The sequence below is a fragment of the Arthrobacter sp. CDRTa11 genome (genome assembly GCF_026427775.1).
In the GTDB taxonomy this organism is placed as follows: Bacteria; Actinomycetota; Actinomycetes; order Actinomycetales; family Micrococcaceae; genus Arthrobacter.
Genome location: NZ_CP044532.1, coordinates 4,315,884 through 4,334,259, shown reverse-complemented (window position 1 = coordinate 4,334,259; position 18,376 = coordinate 4,315,884). Strand labels below are relative to the sequence as shown.

18 protein-coding genes are annotated in these 18,376 nt (G+C 64.3%); 6 read left to right on the top strand and 12 right to left on the bottom strand.

Annotated features, from left to right (window positions below; all coding sequences use genetic code 11):
- The first annotated feature begins 8 nt into the window (after positions 1 to 8).
- Positions 9 to 1,019 (top strand): sugar-binding transcriptional regulator, encoded by a 1,011-nt coding sequence (locus F8G81_RS19690; RefSeq protein WP_267276319.1) that lies wholly within the window; start codon positions 9 to 11, stop codon positions 1,017 to 1,019.
- On the opposite strand, the gene F8G81_RS19685 is transcribed toward F8G81_RS19690, so the two are convergent.
- Both F8G81_RS19685 and F8G81_RS19680 read right to left on the bottom strand, forming a co-directional pair.
- Complete coding sequence (locus F8G81_RS19685) at positions 1,009 to 2,052, bottom strand: FAD-dependent oxidoreductase (protein ID WP_267276318.1); 1,044 nt, start codon at positions 2,050 to 2,052, stop codon at positions 1,009 to 1,011. The two genes, F8G81_RS19690 and F8G81_RS19685, sit on opposite strands and share 11 nt — an antisense overlap.
- 36 nt (positions 2,053 to 2,088) lie before the next feature.
- Positions 2,089 to 3,603: a GntP family permease gene (locus F8G81_RS19680; RefSeq protein WP_267276317.1), complete on the bottom strand. Its 1,515-nt coding sequence runs from the start codon at positions 3,601 to 3,603 to the stop codon at positions 2,089 to 2,091.
- Positions 3,604 to 3,858: 255 nt separating this feature from the next.
- On the opposite strand from F8G81_RS19680, the gene F8G81_RS19675 reads away from it, so the two are divergent.
- Positions 3,859 to 4,425: a VOC family protein gene (locus F8G81_RS19675; protein WP_267276316.1), complete on the top strand. Its 567-nt coding sequence runs from the start codon at positions 3,859 to 3,861 to the stop codon at positions 4,423 to 4,425.
- Between the two features lie 162 nt (positions 4,426 to 4,587).
- Entirely contained in the window at positions 4,588 to 5,145 is a 558-nt protein-coding gene (locus tag F8G81_RS19670) for a DUF488 family protein (protein ID WP_267276315.1), read from the top strand.
- A gap of 99 nt (positions 5,146 to 5,244) precedes the next feature.
- On the opposite strand, the gene F8G81_RS19665 is transcribed toward F8G81_RS19670, so the two are convergent.
- Complete coding sequence (locus tag F8G81_RS19665; protein WP_267279304.1) at positions 5,245 to 5,988, bottom strand: GAF and ANTAR domain-containing protein; 744 nt, start codon at positions 5,986 to 5,988, stop codon at positions 5,245 to 5,247.
- Between the two features lie 295 nt (positions 5,989 to 6,283).
- Between F8G81_RS19665 and F8G81_RS19660 the strand changes: the two genes are divergently transcribed.
- Both F8G81_RS19660 and F8G81_RS19655 read left to right on the top strand, forming a co-directional pair.
- Positions 6,284 to 6,862, top strand: coding sequence for an adenylate kinase (locus tag F8G81_RS19660; protein ID WP_267276314.1), 579 nt, complete (start codon positions 6,284 to 6,286; stop codon positions 6,860 to 6,862).
- 50 nt (positions 6,863 to 6,912) lie between these two features.
- The gene (locus tag F8G81_RS19655) at positions 6,913 to 7,785 is read left to right on the top strand and encodes an NAD-dependent epimerase/dehydratase family protein (RefSeq protein ID WP_267276313.1); all 873 of its coding nucleotides are present in this window, start codon (positions 6,913 to 6,915) and stop codon (positions 7,783 to 7,785) included.
- A gap of 3 nt (positions 7,786 to 7,788) precedes the next feature.
- Here the strand turns inward: F8G81_RS19655 and F8G81_RS19650 are convergent, their stop codons facing one another.
- The 9 genes from F8G81_RS19650 to F8G81_RS19610 all read right to left on the bottom strand — a co-directional run bounded on the left by F8G81_RS19650 (position 7,789) and on the right by F8G81_RS19610 (position 16,103).
- A complete protein-coding gene (locus F8G81_RS19650; protein WP_267276312.1) occupies positions 7,789 to 8,451 on the bottom strand; it encodes a GntR family transcriptional regulator in 663 nt (220 codons plus the stop codon).
- Between the two features lie 43 nt (positions 8,452 to 8,494).
- The gene (locus F8G81_RS19645) at positions 8,495 to 9,178 is read right to left on the bottom strand and encodes a GntR family transcriptional regulator (protein ID WP_267276311.1); all 684 of its coding nucleotides are present in this window, start codon (positions 9,176 to 9,178) and stop codon (positions 8,495 to 8,497) included.
- A 75-nt stretch (positions 9,179 to 9,253) separates the two neighbouring features.
- Positions 9,254 to 10,384: an FAD-dependent oxidoreductase gene (locus F8G81_RS19640; protein WP_267276310.1), complete on the bottom strand. Its 1,131-nt coding sequence runs from the start codon at positions 10,382 to 10,384 to the stop codon at positions 9,254 to 9,256.
- 71 nt (positions 10,385 to 10,455) lie between these two features.
- Positions 10,456 to 11,388 (bottom strand): ABC transporter substrate-binding protein, encoded by a 933-nt coding sequence (locus tag F8G81_RS19635; protein WP_267276309.1) that lies wholly within the window; start codon positions 11,386 to 11,388, stop codon positions 10,456 to 10,458.
- A 46-nt stretch (positions 11,389 to 11,434) separates the two neighbouring features.
- Positions 11,435 to 12,841, bottom strand: a complete 1,407-nt coding sequence (locus tag F8G81_RS19630) for an NAD(P)/FAD-dependent oxidoreductase (RefSeq protein WP_267276308.1) — start codon at positions 12,839 to 12,841, stop codon at positions 11,435 to 11,437.
- A 34-nt stretch (positions 12,842 to 12,875) separates the two neighbouring features.
- Positions 12,876 to 13,610, bottom strand: coding sequence for an SDR family NAD(P)-dependent oxidoreductase (locus F8G81_RS19625; RefSeq protein ID WP_267276307.1), 735 nt, complete (start codon positions 13,608 to 13,610; stop codon positions 12,876 to 12,878).
- Between the two features lie 50 nt (positions 13,611 to 13,660).
- The gene (locus tag F8G81_RS19620; RefSeq protein WP_267276306.1) at positions 13,661 to 14,764 is read right to left on the bottom strand and encodes an alanine racemase; all 1,104 of its coding nucleotides are present in this window, start codon (positions 14,762 to 14,764) and stop codon (positions 13,661 to 13,663) included.
- Positions 14,765 to 14,906: 142 nt separating this feature from the next.
- The gene (locus F8G81_RS19615; RefSeq protein ID WP_267276305.1) at positions 14,907 to 15,392 is read right to left on the bottom strand and encodes a RidA family protein; all 486 of its coding nucleotides are present in this window, start codon (positions 15,390 to 15,392) and stop codon (positions 14,907 to 14,909) included.
- A gap of 15 nt (positions 15,393 to 15,407) precedes the next feature.
- Complete coding sequence (locus F8G81_RS19610) at positions 15,408 to 16,103, bottom strand: haloacid dehalogenase type II (RefSeq protein ID WP_267276304.1); 696 nt, start codon at positions 16,101 to 16,103, stop codon at positions 15,408 to 15,410.
- 372 nt (positions 16,104 to 16,475) lie between these two features.
- Between F8G81_RS19610 and F8G81_RS19605 the strand changes: the two genes are divergently transcribed.
- The gene (locus F8G81_RS19605) at positions 16,476 to 18,290 is read left to right on the top strand and encodes a S8 family serine peptidase (RefSeq protein WP_267276303.1); all 1,815 of its coding nucleotides are present in this window, start codon (positions 16,476 to 16,478) and stop codon (positions 18,288 to 18,290) included.
- Positions 18,291 to 18,376 lie beyond the last annotated feature (86 nt).

The window sequence follows — 18,376 nt, the reverse complement described above, 5'->3', positions numbered from 1 at the left end:
GACCGGGCGTGGGCCGGGCGGACGAGGACCTGCACGACGACCTCCTGGCACGGGTATCGCGCAGCTACTTTGTTGACGGCATGCGGCAAAACGATATCGCCGCGGCGGAACATCTGTCCCGTCCCAGCGTGTCGCGCCTCCTGGCGGAGGCGCGCTCGCGGGGCGTGGTCCAGTTCAGGATTGGCCCGCCGGTGGACCGGGTCCAGGAGCTGGAAACGGAATTACGACGGCGGACGGGCCTGCGCCGGTGCCTGGTTGCCAATGGAAAACCCCGGGCGCTTTACGGGAATTCGAGCAGGCTCGGCTACGTGGCGGCCCGTTACCTGGAATCCCGGCTTTCAGGCGAAGTACTCCTGGGGGTGGCGTCAAGCAGGTCGTTGTCCTCTGTGCCCGATTCCATGGCCGCCGCCCACCGCCCCGACCTGACGGTGGTTGACCTTCTGGGCTGCCTGCCGGGAGGGAGACCGGTTGGTTCCGGCAAAGCGGGGGAAGCCGGCCGTGCCCCGGATGGCGGCGGACCCAACACGGCAGAGCTTATTGCGGTGCGCCTGGGTGCTTCCTTCCGGGCCCTCCCGGCACCATTCGTCTACCGGTCCGGATCCGCACGGGACGCAGCCCTGGACTCGGAGGAGGTCCGTGAGTCGCTGGAACTGGGGCAACGCTGTGACCTGGCCCTGGTAGGAATTGGATCCATGCAGCGTTTTGACGGCACCGGCGTCTACAGCCCGGTGCCTGCCGAGGAACTGGCAGGGCTGGCGTCGCAGGGTGCCGTGGGGCATTTGTGCGGCCATTTCCTCCGTGCGGACGGCTCACTGATTGACGCCGGGCACGCACCGTTCCTGCTGGGCATCGGGGCCGATGAGCTCCGGCATATTCCGCAACGGATCGCCGTGGCCGCGGGCCGGCATAAGGTGGCTCCGATAGCCGCAGCCATTAGTGGAGGCATGATTTCCGAACTTGTCACGGACAACACCACCGCCGCCGCGCTGCTGGCACTTCTGCATGAGATCAGGAAATAAGCGGCTTCATCAGCTTCCCGATCGTACCGATTACCGCGTTTCGGGCCTGAACCCCGGTACGCATCATGGCGAATCTCCCCATCAGGCGTGAGGAACGCACCAGCCGCTGCGACCGCGCGCGCCGCGCCCTGTCGTAGGCGGCCAGGCCGGCGTCGAGCGTGGAGGCCTTCGCCACGGCCCGCCCAAGCGCGGCCCCGTCCACAATGCTTTCGCACGCACCCCGGCCAAGGAAGGGGGCCATGGCATGGGCAGCGTCGCCCACCAGTGCAGTGTTCCCCCTGGTGAACGACGGCAGTTTGGGCGTCTCGAAGAGCCCGTGATGCAAAATGCCGTCTTCCTCGATCCTGTCCATCACGTCCCGGACGGTGCCACGCCAGGATCCAAAACGCTCCGTAAGGCGCGGCAGGTGCGGAGCATCAAACGTACTGTCCGCGTTGATGCAGGCATACCAGTTGGTGGCATCCGGACCTGCCGGCGTAATGCCGAACAGGGCACCAGGCGCCCAAATCTCGCCGTGTTCCCGGACGCTTCCAGGGACTGTGCCCCGCCAGGCGACAGCTCCCAGCGGACGGGCGCTGAAGCGGTCCCCGAACATCCGGTGCCGGCTGCGGCTGAAGGTGCCATCCGCGCCGACAACCAGGTAGGCATCCTTGTACAGGTCCGGGTCATCCACCCGGGTATCAAAGCTGATGTCCACGTCCCTGGCCAGCGCGGCCAGGAGTGCGGGCCGGGCGACCAGGTTCAGGTCTGCACCGCCGGGGGCGGACATCAGAGTCCGCCCCTCGGGGGTCCACAGCCGGGTGCCGGCACCGCCGGAAATATGGGCCCAGCCCCCGCTGCTGCGTGCGGCTTCGCCCGCGCCGATGGCGTCAAGCGCGCTAACTGCCTGTGGCCACATCCCCAGCATGGTGCCGGTGCTTGGCAGGGCGGAAGCCTGCTCGAGCACTGTGACGGACCAGCCGTGGCGTGCCAGGGACCGGGCCGTGCTCAGGCCGCCTATTCCCGCACCGATGATGACCGCTTCGTTTCGCACAGCCCAAGACTACTGAACCACGCTACTGAACCGCGGTCAGGACACCGCAAGCCACAGGAGCGAGGCGATGGTTGCCGTCACGCAGCCCATGATGGTGACCCCCACGGTCCAGGTCTTGAGCATGACCTGCTCGCTGATCCCGAAGTAGCGGGAGAGGACCCAGAAGCCTGCATCGTTGAAGTTGGACAGGCACATGCCGCCTGCGGAGACGCCTACGGCCAGCAGCGCGAGCTGGCTGGGGTTCAGGCTTGTGGTGTCAAAGGACTGGGCCAGCAGCACCGCCACAAAGGTGACCGCCGCCGTCGTCGTTCCCAGCGTTGCCCGCAGGATCGCGGCGAGCACAAATCCGAACAGCACCAACGGAAGGTGGATGTCCGCCAGGGTGTCCAGGAGCTGCTTGCCCACACCGGAAGCGCCGATGATGGAGCCGAACGCCACGCCGCCGCCGGTGGAAACCAGGATTTCACCCACCGGCTTCATGCCCTGCATTCCGAAGAACGAGATGCTCTCCCCGCGCCGTACCTTGGGCGTCAGCAGCAGTCCGTAGGCACAGAAGACGGTGATGGTCAGAGCCAGCCAGGGTGTGCCCAGGAACGCGAGGATATCCAGCACCGTCTGGGCCGGGCCGCCGATGCGGAAGGAACCGGCCAGGGTCTGGATCAGGATCAGCACGATGGGGAGCAGCAGGACAAACAGCAGTTTCCCGACGGCGGGACGCTCGTGCCCTTCCAGCGCCGTCAACGTGGTGGACCGGGCAGGCGCCGTCGCGATGGCTGTGGTCCCCGAAGTAGTGTCCGCGCTTCCTGACGGCGCACCGTCAGTCCCGGAGACCGGCGTCGTGCCTGGCTGTTCTGTGCTTTCCTCCGTCCCTTGGGCGGTTCCGCCGTCGTACGCCGCGTCCAGATCGATGGTTCCGTTCGCCGTCAGTTTCCTGGCCGCCCACTGGGAGTAGAGGAACGCGATGGCCACGCCGGGCAGCATCGCCAGCAGCCCGTACATGATCAGCAGCCCGAAGTTCACGTTCAAGGCGGTGGCGATGGCTACCGCGCCGGGGTGCGGCGGGACGATGGAGTGCATCCCCAACACGGCGATGGCCATGGGGATCGCGAAGAAGATGATGGACTTCTTTGATTGCCTGGCGACGGCTATTGTCACGGGAGCCAGCAGGATTACCGCGGTGTCGAAGAAGATGGTGCTGCCCACCAGGAGGCCGCACATGGTCATCGCCAGCGGGCCGCGTTTGTTGCCGATCCGCTGCAGCATCTTTTCGCCCAGCACTTCACTGCCGCCGGAGCGGCGGATGATTTCGCCAATCACGCAGCCGAGCGCAACCAGGGGCACCATGTGGCCCAGCTGTTTGCCCATGGCGGGTTCCATCACGGCGAAAATGCCGGTTTTGGGATCGATGAGCGGCACTCCCATCGCCAGGGCAAGGCCGACGGCGACAACCGTCATGGTGATAAAGGGGTGGATCTTGAGCTTCACAATCATGAAGAACAGGACAACGATGCTGAGGACCACCATCGTCATGGAATACCAAATCGGATACATATCGCTCCTTCGCGACAAGGCGGCGGCCCGGTGGCTGCAATGCCATTCGGACGCCGAAAGAAGGTTTCGGGCCGACCTGATCCAACTCCCGGCAGCACAGCGTGGTCAATCATTGGCCGGGAACCTGAACATCGGTTCCAAAACCTCCCAATTTGGTCCTGCCACAGCACGATCCGGTTCCCGCGAGCCAATACTGGAGGTTCGTTTTACCCGCCGGCCTCACCGACGAACCGGCTGAAACAGGAAGGATCCTCCATGCGCCAAAACCAGCTGTTGAAGACCAGGACCAGGGAACTGCCGGCACGGACCATGAGCATGCACCACGTGTGCCTTGTGGTCTCCGACATCGCAGCCACCCGCGACTTCTACATGAACGTCCTGGGGTTCGAGGAGATCCACCGGCCCACCGACTTTGTCTTTCACGGCGCGTACTTCCACAACGGCGATGTTGAAGTGCACGTGGTCCAGGAATCCCAGCCAGGCCGGCTTGCCCGTCACGCCCCCGAGTGGGGTGGCGAGGAGCTGCGCACGGGCCTGTGCCACCATTTTGCCGTCATGGTGGACTCGTTCGAACCGTTCCTGGCCGCCATGCAGGAGCGAGGGCTAGAGCGGGTAGGCGGGCCGCGGGTCCGCGATGACTACGTGGAACAGATTTACATCGCCGATCCTGACGGCCACGTCATTGAGCTGCTGTACCAGCACAGCCCGGAGGCCGGCCACGCCCGGCGGATCGAGATCTTCGACCTTGGCATCGCCGTTCCTGTCGCTCCGGGCCACCATGTCCTGGACCCGCGCGCCAAATACGGCCTGTGGTCGGCCTGACCTAGCCCCAGACGCTCTCTCACTTAATGCAGAAAAACGGCGATCCCTCTCTCACCGGGTGAGAGAGGGATCGGGGAAAACCCGCATTAAGTGAGAGAGCGTGCCACTGGGCCGACGGCGGGCGGGTCGCCATTGGGGGGTGCCCTGTGGAAGGGTGGGATCATGGCGGGAACGACCATGGCTGACATGAAGGTGCGGCTGGCCACGGTAGGCCACGGAACCTCCAGCGAGGAGGATTTCGGAAAACTACTGGCGGCGGCGGGGATCCGCTTGCTGGTTGACGTCCGCATCGCCCCCGGAAGCCGGAAATTCCCGCACTTTGGTAAGGACCTGCTGGCGCAATGGCTGCCCGCCAGGGGGATCGCGTACCGCTGGGAAAGGCGGTTGGGCGGCTTCCGGAAGCTTCCGCCGGATTCGCCGGACACCGCCCTGCGCAACGATTCGTTCCGGGCTTACGCGGCCTACATGCGGTCTCCGGATTTCTCCCATGCCCTCGGGGAACTGATCACCGAGGCTTCTGAGCGGCAGGTGGCGATCATGTGCAGCGAAACCCTCTGGTGGCGCTGCCATCGCCGGCTCATCGCCGACCATGCCCTGCTGCTGGACGGCGTCGATATCCGGCACCTGATGCCCGGTGGAAAGCTGGTTCCGCACCAGCCGACGCCGGGCGTCCGGGTGGCAGGAAATGACCTGGTTTATGACGTGGTGCCCGACGCCTGAGCCTGGGCAGCCGGCCGTTCGCCGGGATTTCTTCCGGTCCTTTGACCGTACATCGAAGGGCGGTGGCCGGGCTCCCCCCAATAGGAGCCCGGCCGTTCGCTACCCGTCGTAGTGGGTCCGAGCAGGCCCCTGGCCCAGCGCGTTGACCACCGCTGCCGCCACGTCATGGAGTTTGGAGTTGCGGGTACTGGACGCCGTCTTGAGGATCCCGAAAGCTTCGTCCTGGCTGCACCGGTTCTGGGCCATGATGATGCCCACAGCCATGTCGATCACCGTGCGCGACTCAAGCGTGGCCCTCAGGTTCGCCGCCGACTCGCTGTAATGCGCAAAGCGCACGGCCAGCCGCAGCGCCAGGGAGGTCTGGCTGACGAAGTCCTCGGCGAATTCCAGGATCCGCCCGCTGAAACGGAACGAGCGCTGGGAGTAAAGCAGGAGGGCGGCTTTGGTTTCCCCCTCCAGCTGGAAGGGAAGGGCCAGGACCGAGCGGACACCCTGGGCCAGGACAGCGGCGGAATACTCGGGCCACCTGCCGTCATCCTCGACATCGGGCAGATGGACTGTCACCTGTTCCACCGAGGCGGCCATGCTGGGACTGTCACTGAACTGGTATTCCACTTGGCCTATCGCCTGTGCCTCCGGGCCGCTGCTGGCCACGGTGGCCGCCTTCCGACGACGTAAAAGGGTAATGCTGCAGAGTACCTCGTCATCCGGCTCGGACAGATTACGCGCGGATACGCGCGCGAGCTCGTTAAGGAAGTCCTCAACGTCGGAGCTGTTGAGGACCAGTTCATGCAGGTGCTCGGTGATGGATGTATCAGTTTTAGCTGTTGACTCGCTGGCCACGATTCTTGGTGCCATTCGCTCAGGTCAAACGAGCCGGCAACCTACTGCCCCCTCCGCGAACGGAATAGGGGTGATAGAGGTCGCTGGATCGACGAACTTCCCAACGGCCTGCTGCTAAACCGATATCGAGAAGTATATACGCGCCGGGAGTGTCCGAATGGTCACACTGCCGCCATCCCGCTGGAACTCAAGGCTGGCGGTGCGCACATTCTTGTGGGCAGAATAAATAACGCGCCGGCGCTGCCTGCGACGGACCCGAAAACAGCGGCAGCCGTGCCGTGAAGGGACGTAGAAGATGACCAGACTGCTCATTATCGGTCCGCCCGGCTCCGGCAAAGGCACGCAGGCCGAGCACATAGCACGGCATTTCAACATCCCGGCCGTATCAACGGGGGAGATCTTTCGGACCAATGTCAGCCAGGAGACCCCCCTCGGCAGGGAGGCGGCCAGGTACCTGGACGGCGGGGACTTCGTGCCGGACCACCTCACCAACGCCCTGGTCAAAGAGCGGCTCCGCGACTCGGACGTGCGCCCCGGCTTCCTGCTTGACGGCTATCCGCGCACCGCGCCGCAGGTCTCGGAGCTGGACAATATGCTGGCATCCCTGGGGCAGCGCCTTGACGCTGTCATCGAACTCCTGGCGCCTGATGCCGAGCTGGAACAGCGGATGCTCCAGCGGGCCAAGGACCAGGGACGCAAGGACGATACCGTGGAGGTATTCCGGCGGCGGCTGGACCTCTACCACCGTGAAACGCATGAGGTAGTCTCTGTTTACGCGGGCCGGGGGCTAGTGGTGTGCATTGACGGCAGCGGCGAACCCAGCGAGATCACCAAACGTGCGATTGCCGCCGTCGAAAAGTTCCTCACAACGTAGCTGGCCAGGCACTGACGCCGCACCCAAACCCACCACAACAGGAGTTCCTTATGAAGATTGCCGTAACCGGTGGCAGCGGAAAGCTGGGACGCCACGTCATCCGCAGGCTGACCGGGGACGGCCACACGGTGCTGAACCTGGACCGGGCAGGGGAGCGCAGCCCGGAGCTTGCCATCGTGGACCTGCGCAACTACGGCCAGGTACTTGATGTGCTCCTGGGCCTTGATGACAGGCACAGCGGTTTCGACGCCGTGGTGCACCTGGGCGCAGTTCCGGCGCCAGGGATCATTCCGGACGCTGCCACCTTCGAGAACAACATGCTGTCCACTTACAACGTGTTCCAGGCGGCCCGCCGGGCGGGCATCAAAAAAGTGGTGTACGCCTCCAGCGAGACGGTGCTGGGGCTGCCCTTCGACGTCGACCCTCCCTACATCCCGGTGGATGAGGAGTACCCGGCCCGGCCGGAGAGCACGTATTCGCTGGTCAAGCACCTGGAAGAGCAGATGGCCGCGGAGCTCACGCGCTGGGATCCCGAGCTGAGCATCGTGGGGCTGCGGTTCTCCAACGTGATGGACGTGGAGGACTACGAAGCGTTCCCGTCGTTCGATTCCGATCCCAGGCTGCGCAAATGGAACCTGTGGGGCTACATCGACGGCCGCGACGGCGCACAGGCAGTAGCGCGGGCCCTGGATAATGGCCGGCCCGGTTTCGAGGCCTTCATCATCGCCAACGCGGACACCGTTATGAGCCGTTCCAGCGCCAGCCTCGCCGCGGAGGTCTTCCCCGACGTCAAGGTGACCAAGGACCTGGGCGAGCACGAAACCTTGCTGTCCATTGGGAAGGCCCGGCGGTTGCTCGGATTTGAACCCGAACACTCCTGGCGCACCTACCACTCCAACCGGACGACACCCACCGAAGACTGACGCCTATGATTGGTTTTGGCTTTCGCCGCTGAGCGCGTTGTGGAACTGGCTGGCCATCTCCTGACGGAACGATTCGATGTCACCGTTGAGGGCAAGTTCGGCCAGTCTCTCGTGCTCGACGGCGATTTCATGGAGGTTGCTGTACGTCGGATGGTCCGCCGCGAAGTAGAGCCGCAGCTTGTTCTCCCAACCGTTCCACAGGCTTTGCAGTGCGGAGTTCCCCGAAAGTTCGTAGAAGAGCCTGTGGAAGCGAAGGTGGGCATCAACGCTTGCCGGGATATCGTTGGTGTCCGTGGCCCGGTACAGTTCCTCGATGGTCTGCTTCAGCCGAAGCCGCTCAGGACCACGCAACGTTGGTGCCGAGAGCTCAGCAGCGTAAGGCTCCACAAGCATGCGGATCGAGGCGATCTCGGCGACGTCGCGGGCACTTACCTCCACAACGAACGATCCCTTGAAGGGGATCTTCACCACCAGCCCCTCCTCTTCAAGCTTGGTCAGCGCCTCCCGCAGCGGGGACCGGCTGATCCCCAGATCGGCAGCAATGTGCGTCTCGCGCAGCTGTTCCCCTGGAGCCACCGTGCCGTCCAGGATGGCTGTACGCAGCACGCGGTAGACGCCGTCCGGTGTCGTCGTCCGCTGTTCCTGCCATGCGAATTTGCCGTCCATGGTTCCCCCTCTTGTCGATTGTCGATTATACACCGCACGCACATCATGGCTTGTCTTGCCGAGGTGTCGTGAGGTCCTCGACGGCCGTTTCCAGGTGGCGTTTGATGGCTTTGTCGAGTCCTTCCTTGTTCCCGCTTTCGAGCAGATCGAGCAGCATCTGGTGTTCCTGGACCAGGACGTCCATGCGTGGATAGGCGACGGCCAGGTTGAGGATGCACATCCTGGATTCCGCTGCCAGTGTTTCGTAGATCCGGATCAGGCGTGTGTTGCCTGCCCCGGCCACAAAGGAGGTGTGGAATTCCATATCGAGCCGGGCAATCGCCTGCCAGTCCGAGACCGCGACCTGCTTGGCCATGTCAGTGACAATGGCCTGTAGTTCCCGGCAGGTGTCCTTGACCTGGTCCTGGCCGGCATCGAGCAGCACGGCAGCGGCAGTTGATTCCACAGCTTGGCGGGCTGCGTAGATCTCCCTGATGTCATGGGAAGTCAGCTCAAGGAGGAAGACACCCTTGTTATGGCGTCTGACCAGGATTCCCTCCTGGCACAGCCGCTGCAACGCTTCACGGACAGAGCCCCGGGAAGTGTCAAGCTGGCTTGCCAGGACAGATTCATTTATCTGCTCTCCGGGACGGAACGCACCCTGAACGATTTGTTCACGCAGCTGATCGGCGATCAGCTGCGCGGTGGGCCTTCCCTCCAGTGCAAGGAGTCCTTCCGATGCTGCCATGGATGTCCCCTCATTCCTTCGTTGCTTACTGCATGTTTGCTGCGGGTTCTTAGGCGGTAGCCGCTGCGGACTGGTCTAGGTCTGAAACCGTTGGGGCCGGACGAAGTCCAGGCCGTCAAAGGTGCGTTTGCCGAGGGCTTCGTATGCGGCGATCTGGCCGTAGCCGGTGGCATTTTTGAAGCCGCCGCCGGAGAAGCCGGTGGCGCAGTAGACCCTGCTGCCATCGCTGAACCGGCCCACCAGGGGGTTGCGGTCGGTGGTAAAGAGGTCAGGAAACGCGTCCGACCGCACGATGTTGGGGATGAGGCCGGGGAGGAAGTCGGTGACGGTTTCGGTGGTTTCGGCTATTTCCGCGGGCGTCAGTTCTCTGGGCAGGGCGCCCGGGTCCGGTGTTGGTCCGCCGCGGCCGTCCAGGGTCGCCTTGACGGTGACCCCATCCACCGCGGGCGCCCCATACATGGAGCGGCCCTCGTGCACACGGCTGAAGGTGGGGAACTTCTCCGGGGTAAATTCGGCCCCGTCTTTGGCGACGAACCAGGTCAGGAAGAGCCGTTTGGTTTGCGTTGCTGCCTTCAGGTAGTCGGGCATAAGCTTCCGGGACCAGCCGCCGGAGGCGACGATCACGTTCTCGAAGGTCCAGGACTTCTCGCCGGAGGTGATGAGGACGCCGTCGGCGGTTTCGGTGATGCTGTCGATCGGGGTGTTGCTGTGGATGGTTGCACCGTTGGTTTGGGCTGCGGTGATGGCGGCCGTGACGGCGCGGTCGGTGCGCAGGGCACCGGCGTGGGGGTCGTAGACGGCGATGTCGTCCGGGCGGAGGTTGTGCTGGGGGTAGCGTTGGGCCATTTGTTCGCGGCTGAGGATTTCGTGCTCGGCCCCGGTTTGTTGGGTGGTTTCCAGGAGGGCTGACAGGTAGGGGCCGTTTTTGGTGCCGATGGAGAGTCCGCCGGTGTGGGTGAGGATGTTTTGGCCGGTTTCGGCTTCGAGTTCGGCCCAGAGCTGGCGGGAGCGTTCCAGGATGGGGTAGAGGCTACGGTTGCCGCGGTAGATCATGCGGAAGAGCCGGGTGTCCCCGCCCACGGCGCTGCGGCCGTGGGCGGGGGTGTGGGCTTCGAAGCCGGTGACGTTGTCGGTGAGTTGGCTGGCTTGCCAGAGGGCCATGGAGCCGATGCTGCCCAGGCCGATGACTGCGAGTTTTCCGTCCATGGCTTAGAGCACCTGTTCCAGGAAGGCCTGGGTGCGGGTGAAGCCCATTTCGTGGCTGATCGGGTCAGCCATTAGCGGATTGCGGCTTCGGTGATGGCTGATTCGCCCAGGCCCCAGTACTCCAGGGATTTCTTGTATTCGGGGGTTTCCAGGACGGACTGGATGGCCTTCTGCAGGGCCGGGGTCAGCGCTGAGCCCTTTTTGACGCCCATCGCGACGTTGGTGTTGGTGCGGGTATCCATGCGTGGTTCGAGGATTTTGAAGTGGTCCGGCTGCTGTTCGTTGGCCCAGGCCAGGGCGGAAGCGTCGTAGAAGACCCCGTCGATCCGCTTGGAGTCCAGCTGGGTCAGGGCTTCCTGGACGTTGGGCAGGGTGATGGCGTTGATGGCGGGCTGGCCCTTTTCCTCACAGGTCCACTTCGAGACGTTGGGCAGGTGCTTGAGCTGCTGGGTGGAGCCCTTGGTCACGCCGATGTTTTTCCCGCACAGGGTGTCGTTGGTCAGGTTGTTCGGGTTGCCCTTGGGTACGGCGACGGCCGAGCCGCCCTTGAGGTAGTTGATCATGTCCAGGACCTTGAGCCGATCTTCGGTGGCGGACATCGTGGTGGCGGTGAAGTCGTACCGGCCGCCGTCGATCCCGGGAATGATCGTATCGAACGCGGTGTTTTCGAACTTCAGCTTCAGGCCCAGCTTCTTCGCCACGAGCCGGGCGAGGTCCGGGTTCAGCCCGATCGGGGTGGTGTTGTCCTCGGCGAGGAACGTCATCGGCGGGGAACTCAGATCCATCGCGACCGTGATCTCGCCCTTGGACTTGAACGACTCAGGCAACAACGCCACCGCCGCCGGATCCGGCTGGACACCCTCAGAAACATCCCGGGTGTTCTGCGTCTTCGAAAGTTCCGCCGCGGGTGCTGAAGTGCCCGTTGCCGCGCCGCCACAAGCGGACAGGACCAACACAACGGCGAGCCCGGCAGCCGCCGTCTGGAATTTATTGATGGTCTTCATGATGCTTCCTTCTAAGGGGGTTCAGGTGAAAGTTTTGGTTGGTGGACTATTCGTGAAGTCCGGCGAGTCTGCTGCCGAATTTCGCCAGCAGTGAGGTTTTGGGGGAGTCCCGGCGTTCTTCCCATTGGTCGGCAAGTCCGAAGAGCCGGTACATGCCGTGGACGCCGAGCCAGCGGAGGGGTTCGGGTTCCCACTTCTGTGAGCGGTAGCCGACCCAGGGGAGTGTTGTCCGTGCTGTTTTTTGTTCGAATGCGAGCTCCGCGAGGGTCCTGCCGCCGACGTAGGCTGCCGTGACGCCGTGTCCGGCATAACCGGTGGAGGATCCAATTCCAGTCGCCTGGTCCCAGTGCACGCCGCCGTTCCAGTCACGGGTAACCCCGAGGACTCCGGACCAGGCATGGTCCACTTCGAAGGGGATACCCGGGAAGAAGGAGCGAAGCTTAGTGGAGATCAGGTCAATGGTGGACTGGGGTGTTGAACCGGCGCCTCCTGTGCCTGAGCCGTAGCGGTAAGGCGCTCCGCGGCCGCCGATGGCGATCCGGCCGTCCGCTGTTCGCTGCGAATAGATGAAAGTGTGCGCGGAGTCGTTTAGGCACTGCGGCCCGTTCCAGCCGATCTGCTGCCATGCCTCTTCCGAGAGCGGCTTGGTCACGATCATTGAGGAATTGATCGGTATCAGGGTCCTGCTGCCAAGCAGCTCTCCGGAATACCCTTCGGTGCAGATGAACGTCTTGGCCGCGGTCACCCGCCCGTTGTTCACAGTGAGGGTCTTGTTCTCGACGCCGGCTACCCGGCTGCCTTCATAGATGCTCACCCCCATTGAGGTCAGGGTCCCAGCAAGACCGTAGACAAGCTTCGCCGGATTTATCCGCGCGCAATGCTTGTAGAAGAGCCCGCCGTGGACGGTGGAGATGTTGATCTCGCTCTGGAATTCGTTCCGGTCGAGCAGATGGACATCGTCTTCGGTCAGCCCGTACTTCCAGTCGGTGTCACGCCTGGTCACCAGCCGGCCCAGCCCCGCCCTGGTGTGGGCAGCCACCAGCGCGCCGCCCTTGTTCTGATCCGCATCAATGCCCTCGGCCCGGAGAATATCCAGGACGGAATCGACGCCGGCGACAAACTCCTGCTGCAGTGCAATGCTGGCGTCCATCCCGCCGCCGGATACGCGGGCGAAGGTGGCCCGGTTTCCGGGAGGCATTGCTGAGAGCCAGCCGCCGTTGCGCCCGGAGGCGCCGTAGCCAATCTGTTCTGCCTCAAACACCGCCACCTTGAGTGAGGGTTCGAGTTTCTTGGCGAAGTATGCCGCCCACAGGCCGGTGTAACCGCCACCGATGATTGCCAGGTCCACAGAGTCCTGGCCGGTGAAGCGGGGGTAGGTGGGCCTGCTGTCCGCGAGTCCGGCCATCCAAAAGCCGAGCTCTCCGTTCCGGGGAGTAGCCGCAAGAGCTGTCATGAGTTGTCCTTCTTTGTCTGGGAATCGTTGGTGTTCAGGCGGCGGTGTATCCACCGTCGACGGGCAGGACCGCGCCGGTGATGTAGGACGATTCCGGGGACGCCATGAAGAGGATGGCGTCGGCGATCTCTTCGGGGGTGGCCAGGCGCTGGAGCGGGATCTGACCCTCACGCTGGGCACGGTAGGACTCGGGGTCCTCCCTGCGCTGGAACGATGCTTCAATGATCGGGGTCGCAGTCAGGCCCGGTGCGACGACGTTGACGCGGATGTTGCGTGACGCCCACTCAATCGCCGCGCCCTTGGCGAGCATGATCAGGCCACCCTTGGCCGCGGAGTACAGGACTTCATCGGGCTTGCCCACCATGCCCAGCCTGGAACTAACGAGGACGAACGAGCCACCCGTAGCGGGCATCAGCGGCGCGAAGTGCTTCATCACCAGGAAGGAACTGAGCAGGTTGCTGTGGAGCACGTTCTTCGCATCCTCATAGGCCATTTCCGTCAGCGGGCCGCTGACCTGCAGGCCGTGGTTAAGGACGACGACGTCCACGGTGCCGAAGGACTCGGCCGCCTGCCGGGCGAGTCCTTCGACGAACGCCTCGTCGTTGAGGTCTCCGGGGACGTACAGGTCATCGGGCTGGGCGCTGTCGAGGTGCTCCCTGCGGCCGGTGAGCAGCAGCCGGGCACCTTCGTTACGGAAGTGGGAACATACCGCCTGCCCGATTCCGCTGTTGGCGCCGGTGACCAGGGCCGTGGTCTTATCAAGTCTCATGTCAGTCACTCCATCGTGGGGTTGGTTCTTGGGGTTGCGGCTGGGGGCAGTCAGTTGAGGAATCCGCGGGCGTCGACAGGCCACCGTTCCAGCGTTGCGCCCGTGCTGTCAGTGACGATGTATTCCTCGAAGTTCACGACGACGGGGCAGACGTGGTTGGGGACCACCGGAAGCACTGTCCCGATGCTGGGGCGGAATCCGGCCGGCAGGGGAAGGAATCCGTGGTATTCGTTGAGCTTGGATAGGACGGCGTTAGTGCCGGCAATGGCGCCGTAGCCGATATCGGGCTTGCCTTCGCGGCCGAGGGCTTTGGTGCCGATATCGAGGATGACCTGATCAGGGACCCAGTCGCTGACCACAGTGCCGGCGACGAACAGCGCGATCTGATCCTCGGTGCAGGCACCGAGCCTGGTGTTGTTCAGGTCGTTGAACACGTACTCTCCGGGCCTGATCTCGGTGATGACACTATTGGTGGCGAACTCCACGGTGGGTGTGGAACCGGCACTGACCACCGCCGGAGTGATCCCCACTGCGCTGAGGCTGCGTACCGCCGTGACGAGCGCGGCATTCTGGTCCTCCGCAGCACGCTTGCGGGCGTCCGGACCGGCGCTGCCGTGCCCCGGGTAGGTAAAGACGCCAGCCGGGACCAGGCCGCGGTTGCGCGCCGCAAGGGCGAGTTCGCCCGCTGCCTCGGCAGGAGCCCCGGAACGGCGCGCCCCGCAGTCGACCTCGATCACGACCTGCAGCAGCCCAGGGTTGTCCCCCATCGCGTCGGCGAGAGCATTGATCGCCGCAACGTTATCGACGCCGACCCGCAGCCGGGTGGTTTCGGCCAGTTTGCGGATCCGCGGACCTTTCGTTCCGGCGGCCCAGACCGGGTAGGCGATGAAGATGTCATCGAACCCGGCCGCGGCGAAGACCTCGGCCTCACCCACGTTGCCCGCGGTGATTCCAACAGCCCCGGCCTTGACCTGGCGCCGACCGATTTCCACGCACTTGTGCGTCTTGACGTGCGGCCTGACGTCCAGGTTGTTCCGGGTAGCGAAGGCCTGCATCCGGTCGATGTTCTCCTGCATCACATCGGCCAGCACGATCGGTGCCGGGGTGTCGATCCGCTCGAGGAGAGCCTCGAGTGCTGATTGAATGCGGTTCACGCTGTACTCCTAGTAATTCTGTTTATGAATCGAGGACCGCGTGCTGGCTTCCTCGAATGCTGAATGTGCGGGACCCGCATCAGCGGGCCCCGCACACCACCACCGCCGCCGTACCGCCGCCGTACCGCCGTCGTGCCCGTGGCTAAACGGCCGTGCAGATCATCTGGATCTCGACCGGAGTGTTCAACGGCAGCCCGGCGACACCGATAGCGGTGCGGGCGTGCCGCCCGTTCTCACCCAACACCTCGATGAGCAGTTCACTGGCCGCGTTGGCGACCTTCGACTGCAGACCGAAGTCCGGCCCACTGGCCACGAAGACCAGCATCTGCACGATCCGGACCCGGTCCAGATCTCCCACCGCCTGCACAGCGGCGGCCAGGCAGTTCAGCGCGCAATGGCGGGCGAGCTCCTGCGCCGTCTCCAGGTCCACGTCCCGGCCCACAACCCCGGTGCCCAGCAGAACGCCGTCCTTGAACGGCAGCTGGCCCGAGATATGGATGCTGGAATCCACCGCCCGGTGGTCCACGTAGTACGCGTTATCAGCGAGGACCGGCAGCTCCAGACCAAGGGCCTGGAGCCGATCCAGAGCCGAGTCGCCCTTTACGGTTTGAGGCAGTGGCAGACTCATCTGTACAGGTCTCCCTTAGGAGGCAGCGGGACGCGGCAGTCCGAAAAGGACGGGCAGTTCGGCGATGTCGGTGATCCGCTCGTAGCCGAGCCAGTGCTCGTCGTGCTCGAAGCCGCGGTCGACATACACCTTGTTCTTGATGCCCAGGATAGCCGCGGAGCGGTGGTCGTACATCGGGCTCGCGGAGACGTGCACGATCTCATCCGGGGTCACGCCGAGCTTGTCGAACATGTACTCAAACGCACCGAGCCGCGGCTTGTACATCCCCATCTCCTCGGCGCTGATGATGACCTCGAAGGGGGCCTTGAGGTTCGCCGCAAGGAGCGCAGCATCCGCGGTGTCGCTGTTGGTGATGATGACCAGCGGGATTTCTTCAGCCAGGCGGTTCAATGCCTCGGTGACCCCTGGGTACGGGCCCCAGGTGGGGAGAATCTCGTAGACCGCCTGGGCATCGGCCTCACGGTACTCAAGGCCGAGTTTGCGCGAGGCGCGTTCCATGGAGTTGGCGATGATCTGGCGGAACGGCTTGTACTCGCCCATGCATTCATCGATGCGGTACGCCTTGGTGGCCTGCAGGTACTCGTCGGCGATCTCGGCCGGCAGCCGGTCGCCCAGGACCTTACGGGTGGCGTCGGCGATAGCGAACTTAATCAGCGTTCCGTTCATGTCGAACGTAGCGAACTTCGGCTTGGTTTCGAATTCGAAAGCCATGTGATCCTCCAATTGCTCGATGTCTCGTCGATTGTCGACGAGAGCTTTAGGTGTGCTACGACTCTAAGGGGAATGCTCTACCGCTGTCAAGAGTTGATAACTGAACTGTTCAACAGTTGCAGCTGTCGGTCCAGGAGCGGCCAGAGGGCCGGCACACCTAAGTTTCGACGTGTAATGGCGCAGGAATTTCGCCAGGTTCTCGCGGGGAAATCGCAAGAGTCCAAGGGTTGCCGCAGGATCCTGCAAAATCCCTGTTATGGCGGTGGCGGGCTCCTATTCTTTTGATAAGGCCAGTGGACGTCCCGCCCCTGGCAGCCCGACCGCCAAGTCAGTGCCCATACAGAGGACCCCGAAATTCGCAACTCATATTTTGTGCTGCCCGCCGCCGTTTTGGCTACCGCCGCTGCCCTGGCAGCATCGGCTGTTCCAGCCGCAGCAGTTGCCCCGGCAGATGCCGGGGCCAGCTCCCGTTACATCGTCAGGTACTCGGCGGATGCGGACCCCGCGGCCGAGGCAACAGCCCACAAGTCGCAGGGCATCGGGGTGGGCCGGACGTTTTCGCACGCCTTCAAGGGCTCGGTGGTGACAGCAACACCGGCACAGGCTGCGGCGCTGGCCCGTTCAGCCCGCGTCGCGGCGGTGGAAGCGGACGCCCCCGTGAGCATCTCGGGAACCCAGCAGCCCGCTCCCTGGGGCCTGGACAGAGTGGACCAGCGACCCCTTCCCCTCTCCGGCTCCTACACCTGGACGGCGTCCGGAGCCGGCGTCAGCGCCTACGTGGTGGACACCGGCGTCCTGCCCTCCCATGCCGAGTTCTCGGGCCGGACCACAGCAGGCTGGACAGCCGTTGCTGACGGCCTCGGCTCGGGTGACTGCAACGGCCACGGCACACACGTGGCCGGCACGGTGGCCGGCTCCACGTACGGCGTGGCCAAGAGCGCAACCGTGGTTCCCGTCCGGGTCCTCGATTGCAACGGATCAGGCTACAACTCCGACGTCGTGGCCGGGCTCGACTGGATCGCTGGCAACCACACAGCGGGAACGCCCGCGGTGGTAAACATGAGCCTCGGGGGAGCAGCCAGTGCGGCCGTGGACTCCGCACTCCAGAGCGTTATCAACGACGGCGTAACTGCCGTCGTTGCCGCAGGCAACTCCGCCGTCGACGCGTGCGGAAGTTCCCCGGCGCGCCTCTCCGCAGCGGTGACCGTGGCGGCCAGTGATTCCGCCGACAGGCAGGCTTCCTTCTCCAACTTCGGCTCCTGCGTGGACCTTTATGCCCCCGGTGTTGGGATCGTCTCTGCCCACCACACGTCGGCCTCCGCCACTGCTTCCATGTCCGGTACCTCCATGGCCGCACCCCACGCTGCCGGTGCCGCTGCCGTCCTCCTGTCCCAGAATCCGGCACTCACCCCAGCCCAGGTCGCGGGAACCATCGCCTCGAACGCCACCTCCGCCGCCATTACTGCCGCCGGACCCGGCACCCCCAACCGGCTGCTTTTTTTTGCGGGAGCGGCTCCGGCCAGCACCGAGCCTCCCCCCAGCGCCGTCGCCCCTACCGTCACGGCAATGTCACCGGCTCCCGCTTCGACGTCGGTGGCTGTTGGCAGCAACGCAACAGCAGTGTTCGGCACCGCGGTCCAGGGGGTGGGGGCAGGAACTTTTGTCCTCAGGAACTCCGCCGGCACCATCATCCCCGCCACTGTCAGCTACAACGCCACCACACGCACCGCCACCCTGGACCCAACATCGAGCCTGGCTGTTGACGGCACGTTCACCGCGACCCTGGTGGGTGGGACCGCTGCCATCCGAGACGCTGCGGGAACCCCCTTGGCCACCACCAGCTGGACGTTCGTCACCGGACCGGCTCCAACGCTCACCGCCTTGACGCCCCGGATCAACGACACCCTGGTACGGCGGAGCAACAACGTCACCGTGACGTTCAGCGAGGCGGTCCAGGGGGTGGGCACCGGAACCTTCACGTTGAAGAACGCTGCAACAGGCGCAGTGGTCACGGCGGCTGTGGTGCGTAATGGGAGCACCAACCAATGGATCCTGGATCCGCAGCAGGCCTTGGCCGCGAAGACCAAGTACACGGTGACCGTCTCCGGCGGACCGGCCGGGATCCGCGACCTGGCCGGTAACCAGCTGGCCACCAGGACCTGGCAGTTCACCACCGGCTCGTTTTAGCCGTACTGTCCCGGCAGGTTGGTGACTCGGGCATTCCTGACCGGCATTGGGGGCGGACAGGAAAAAGGAGGCCGACGGCGGCAGTT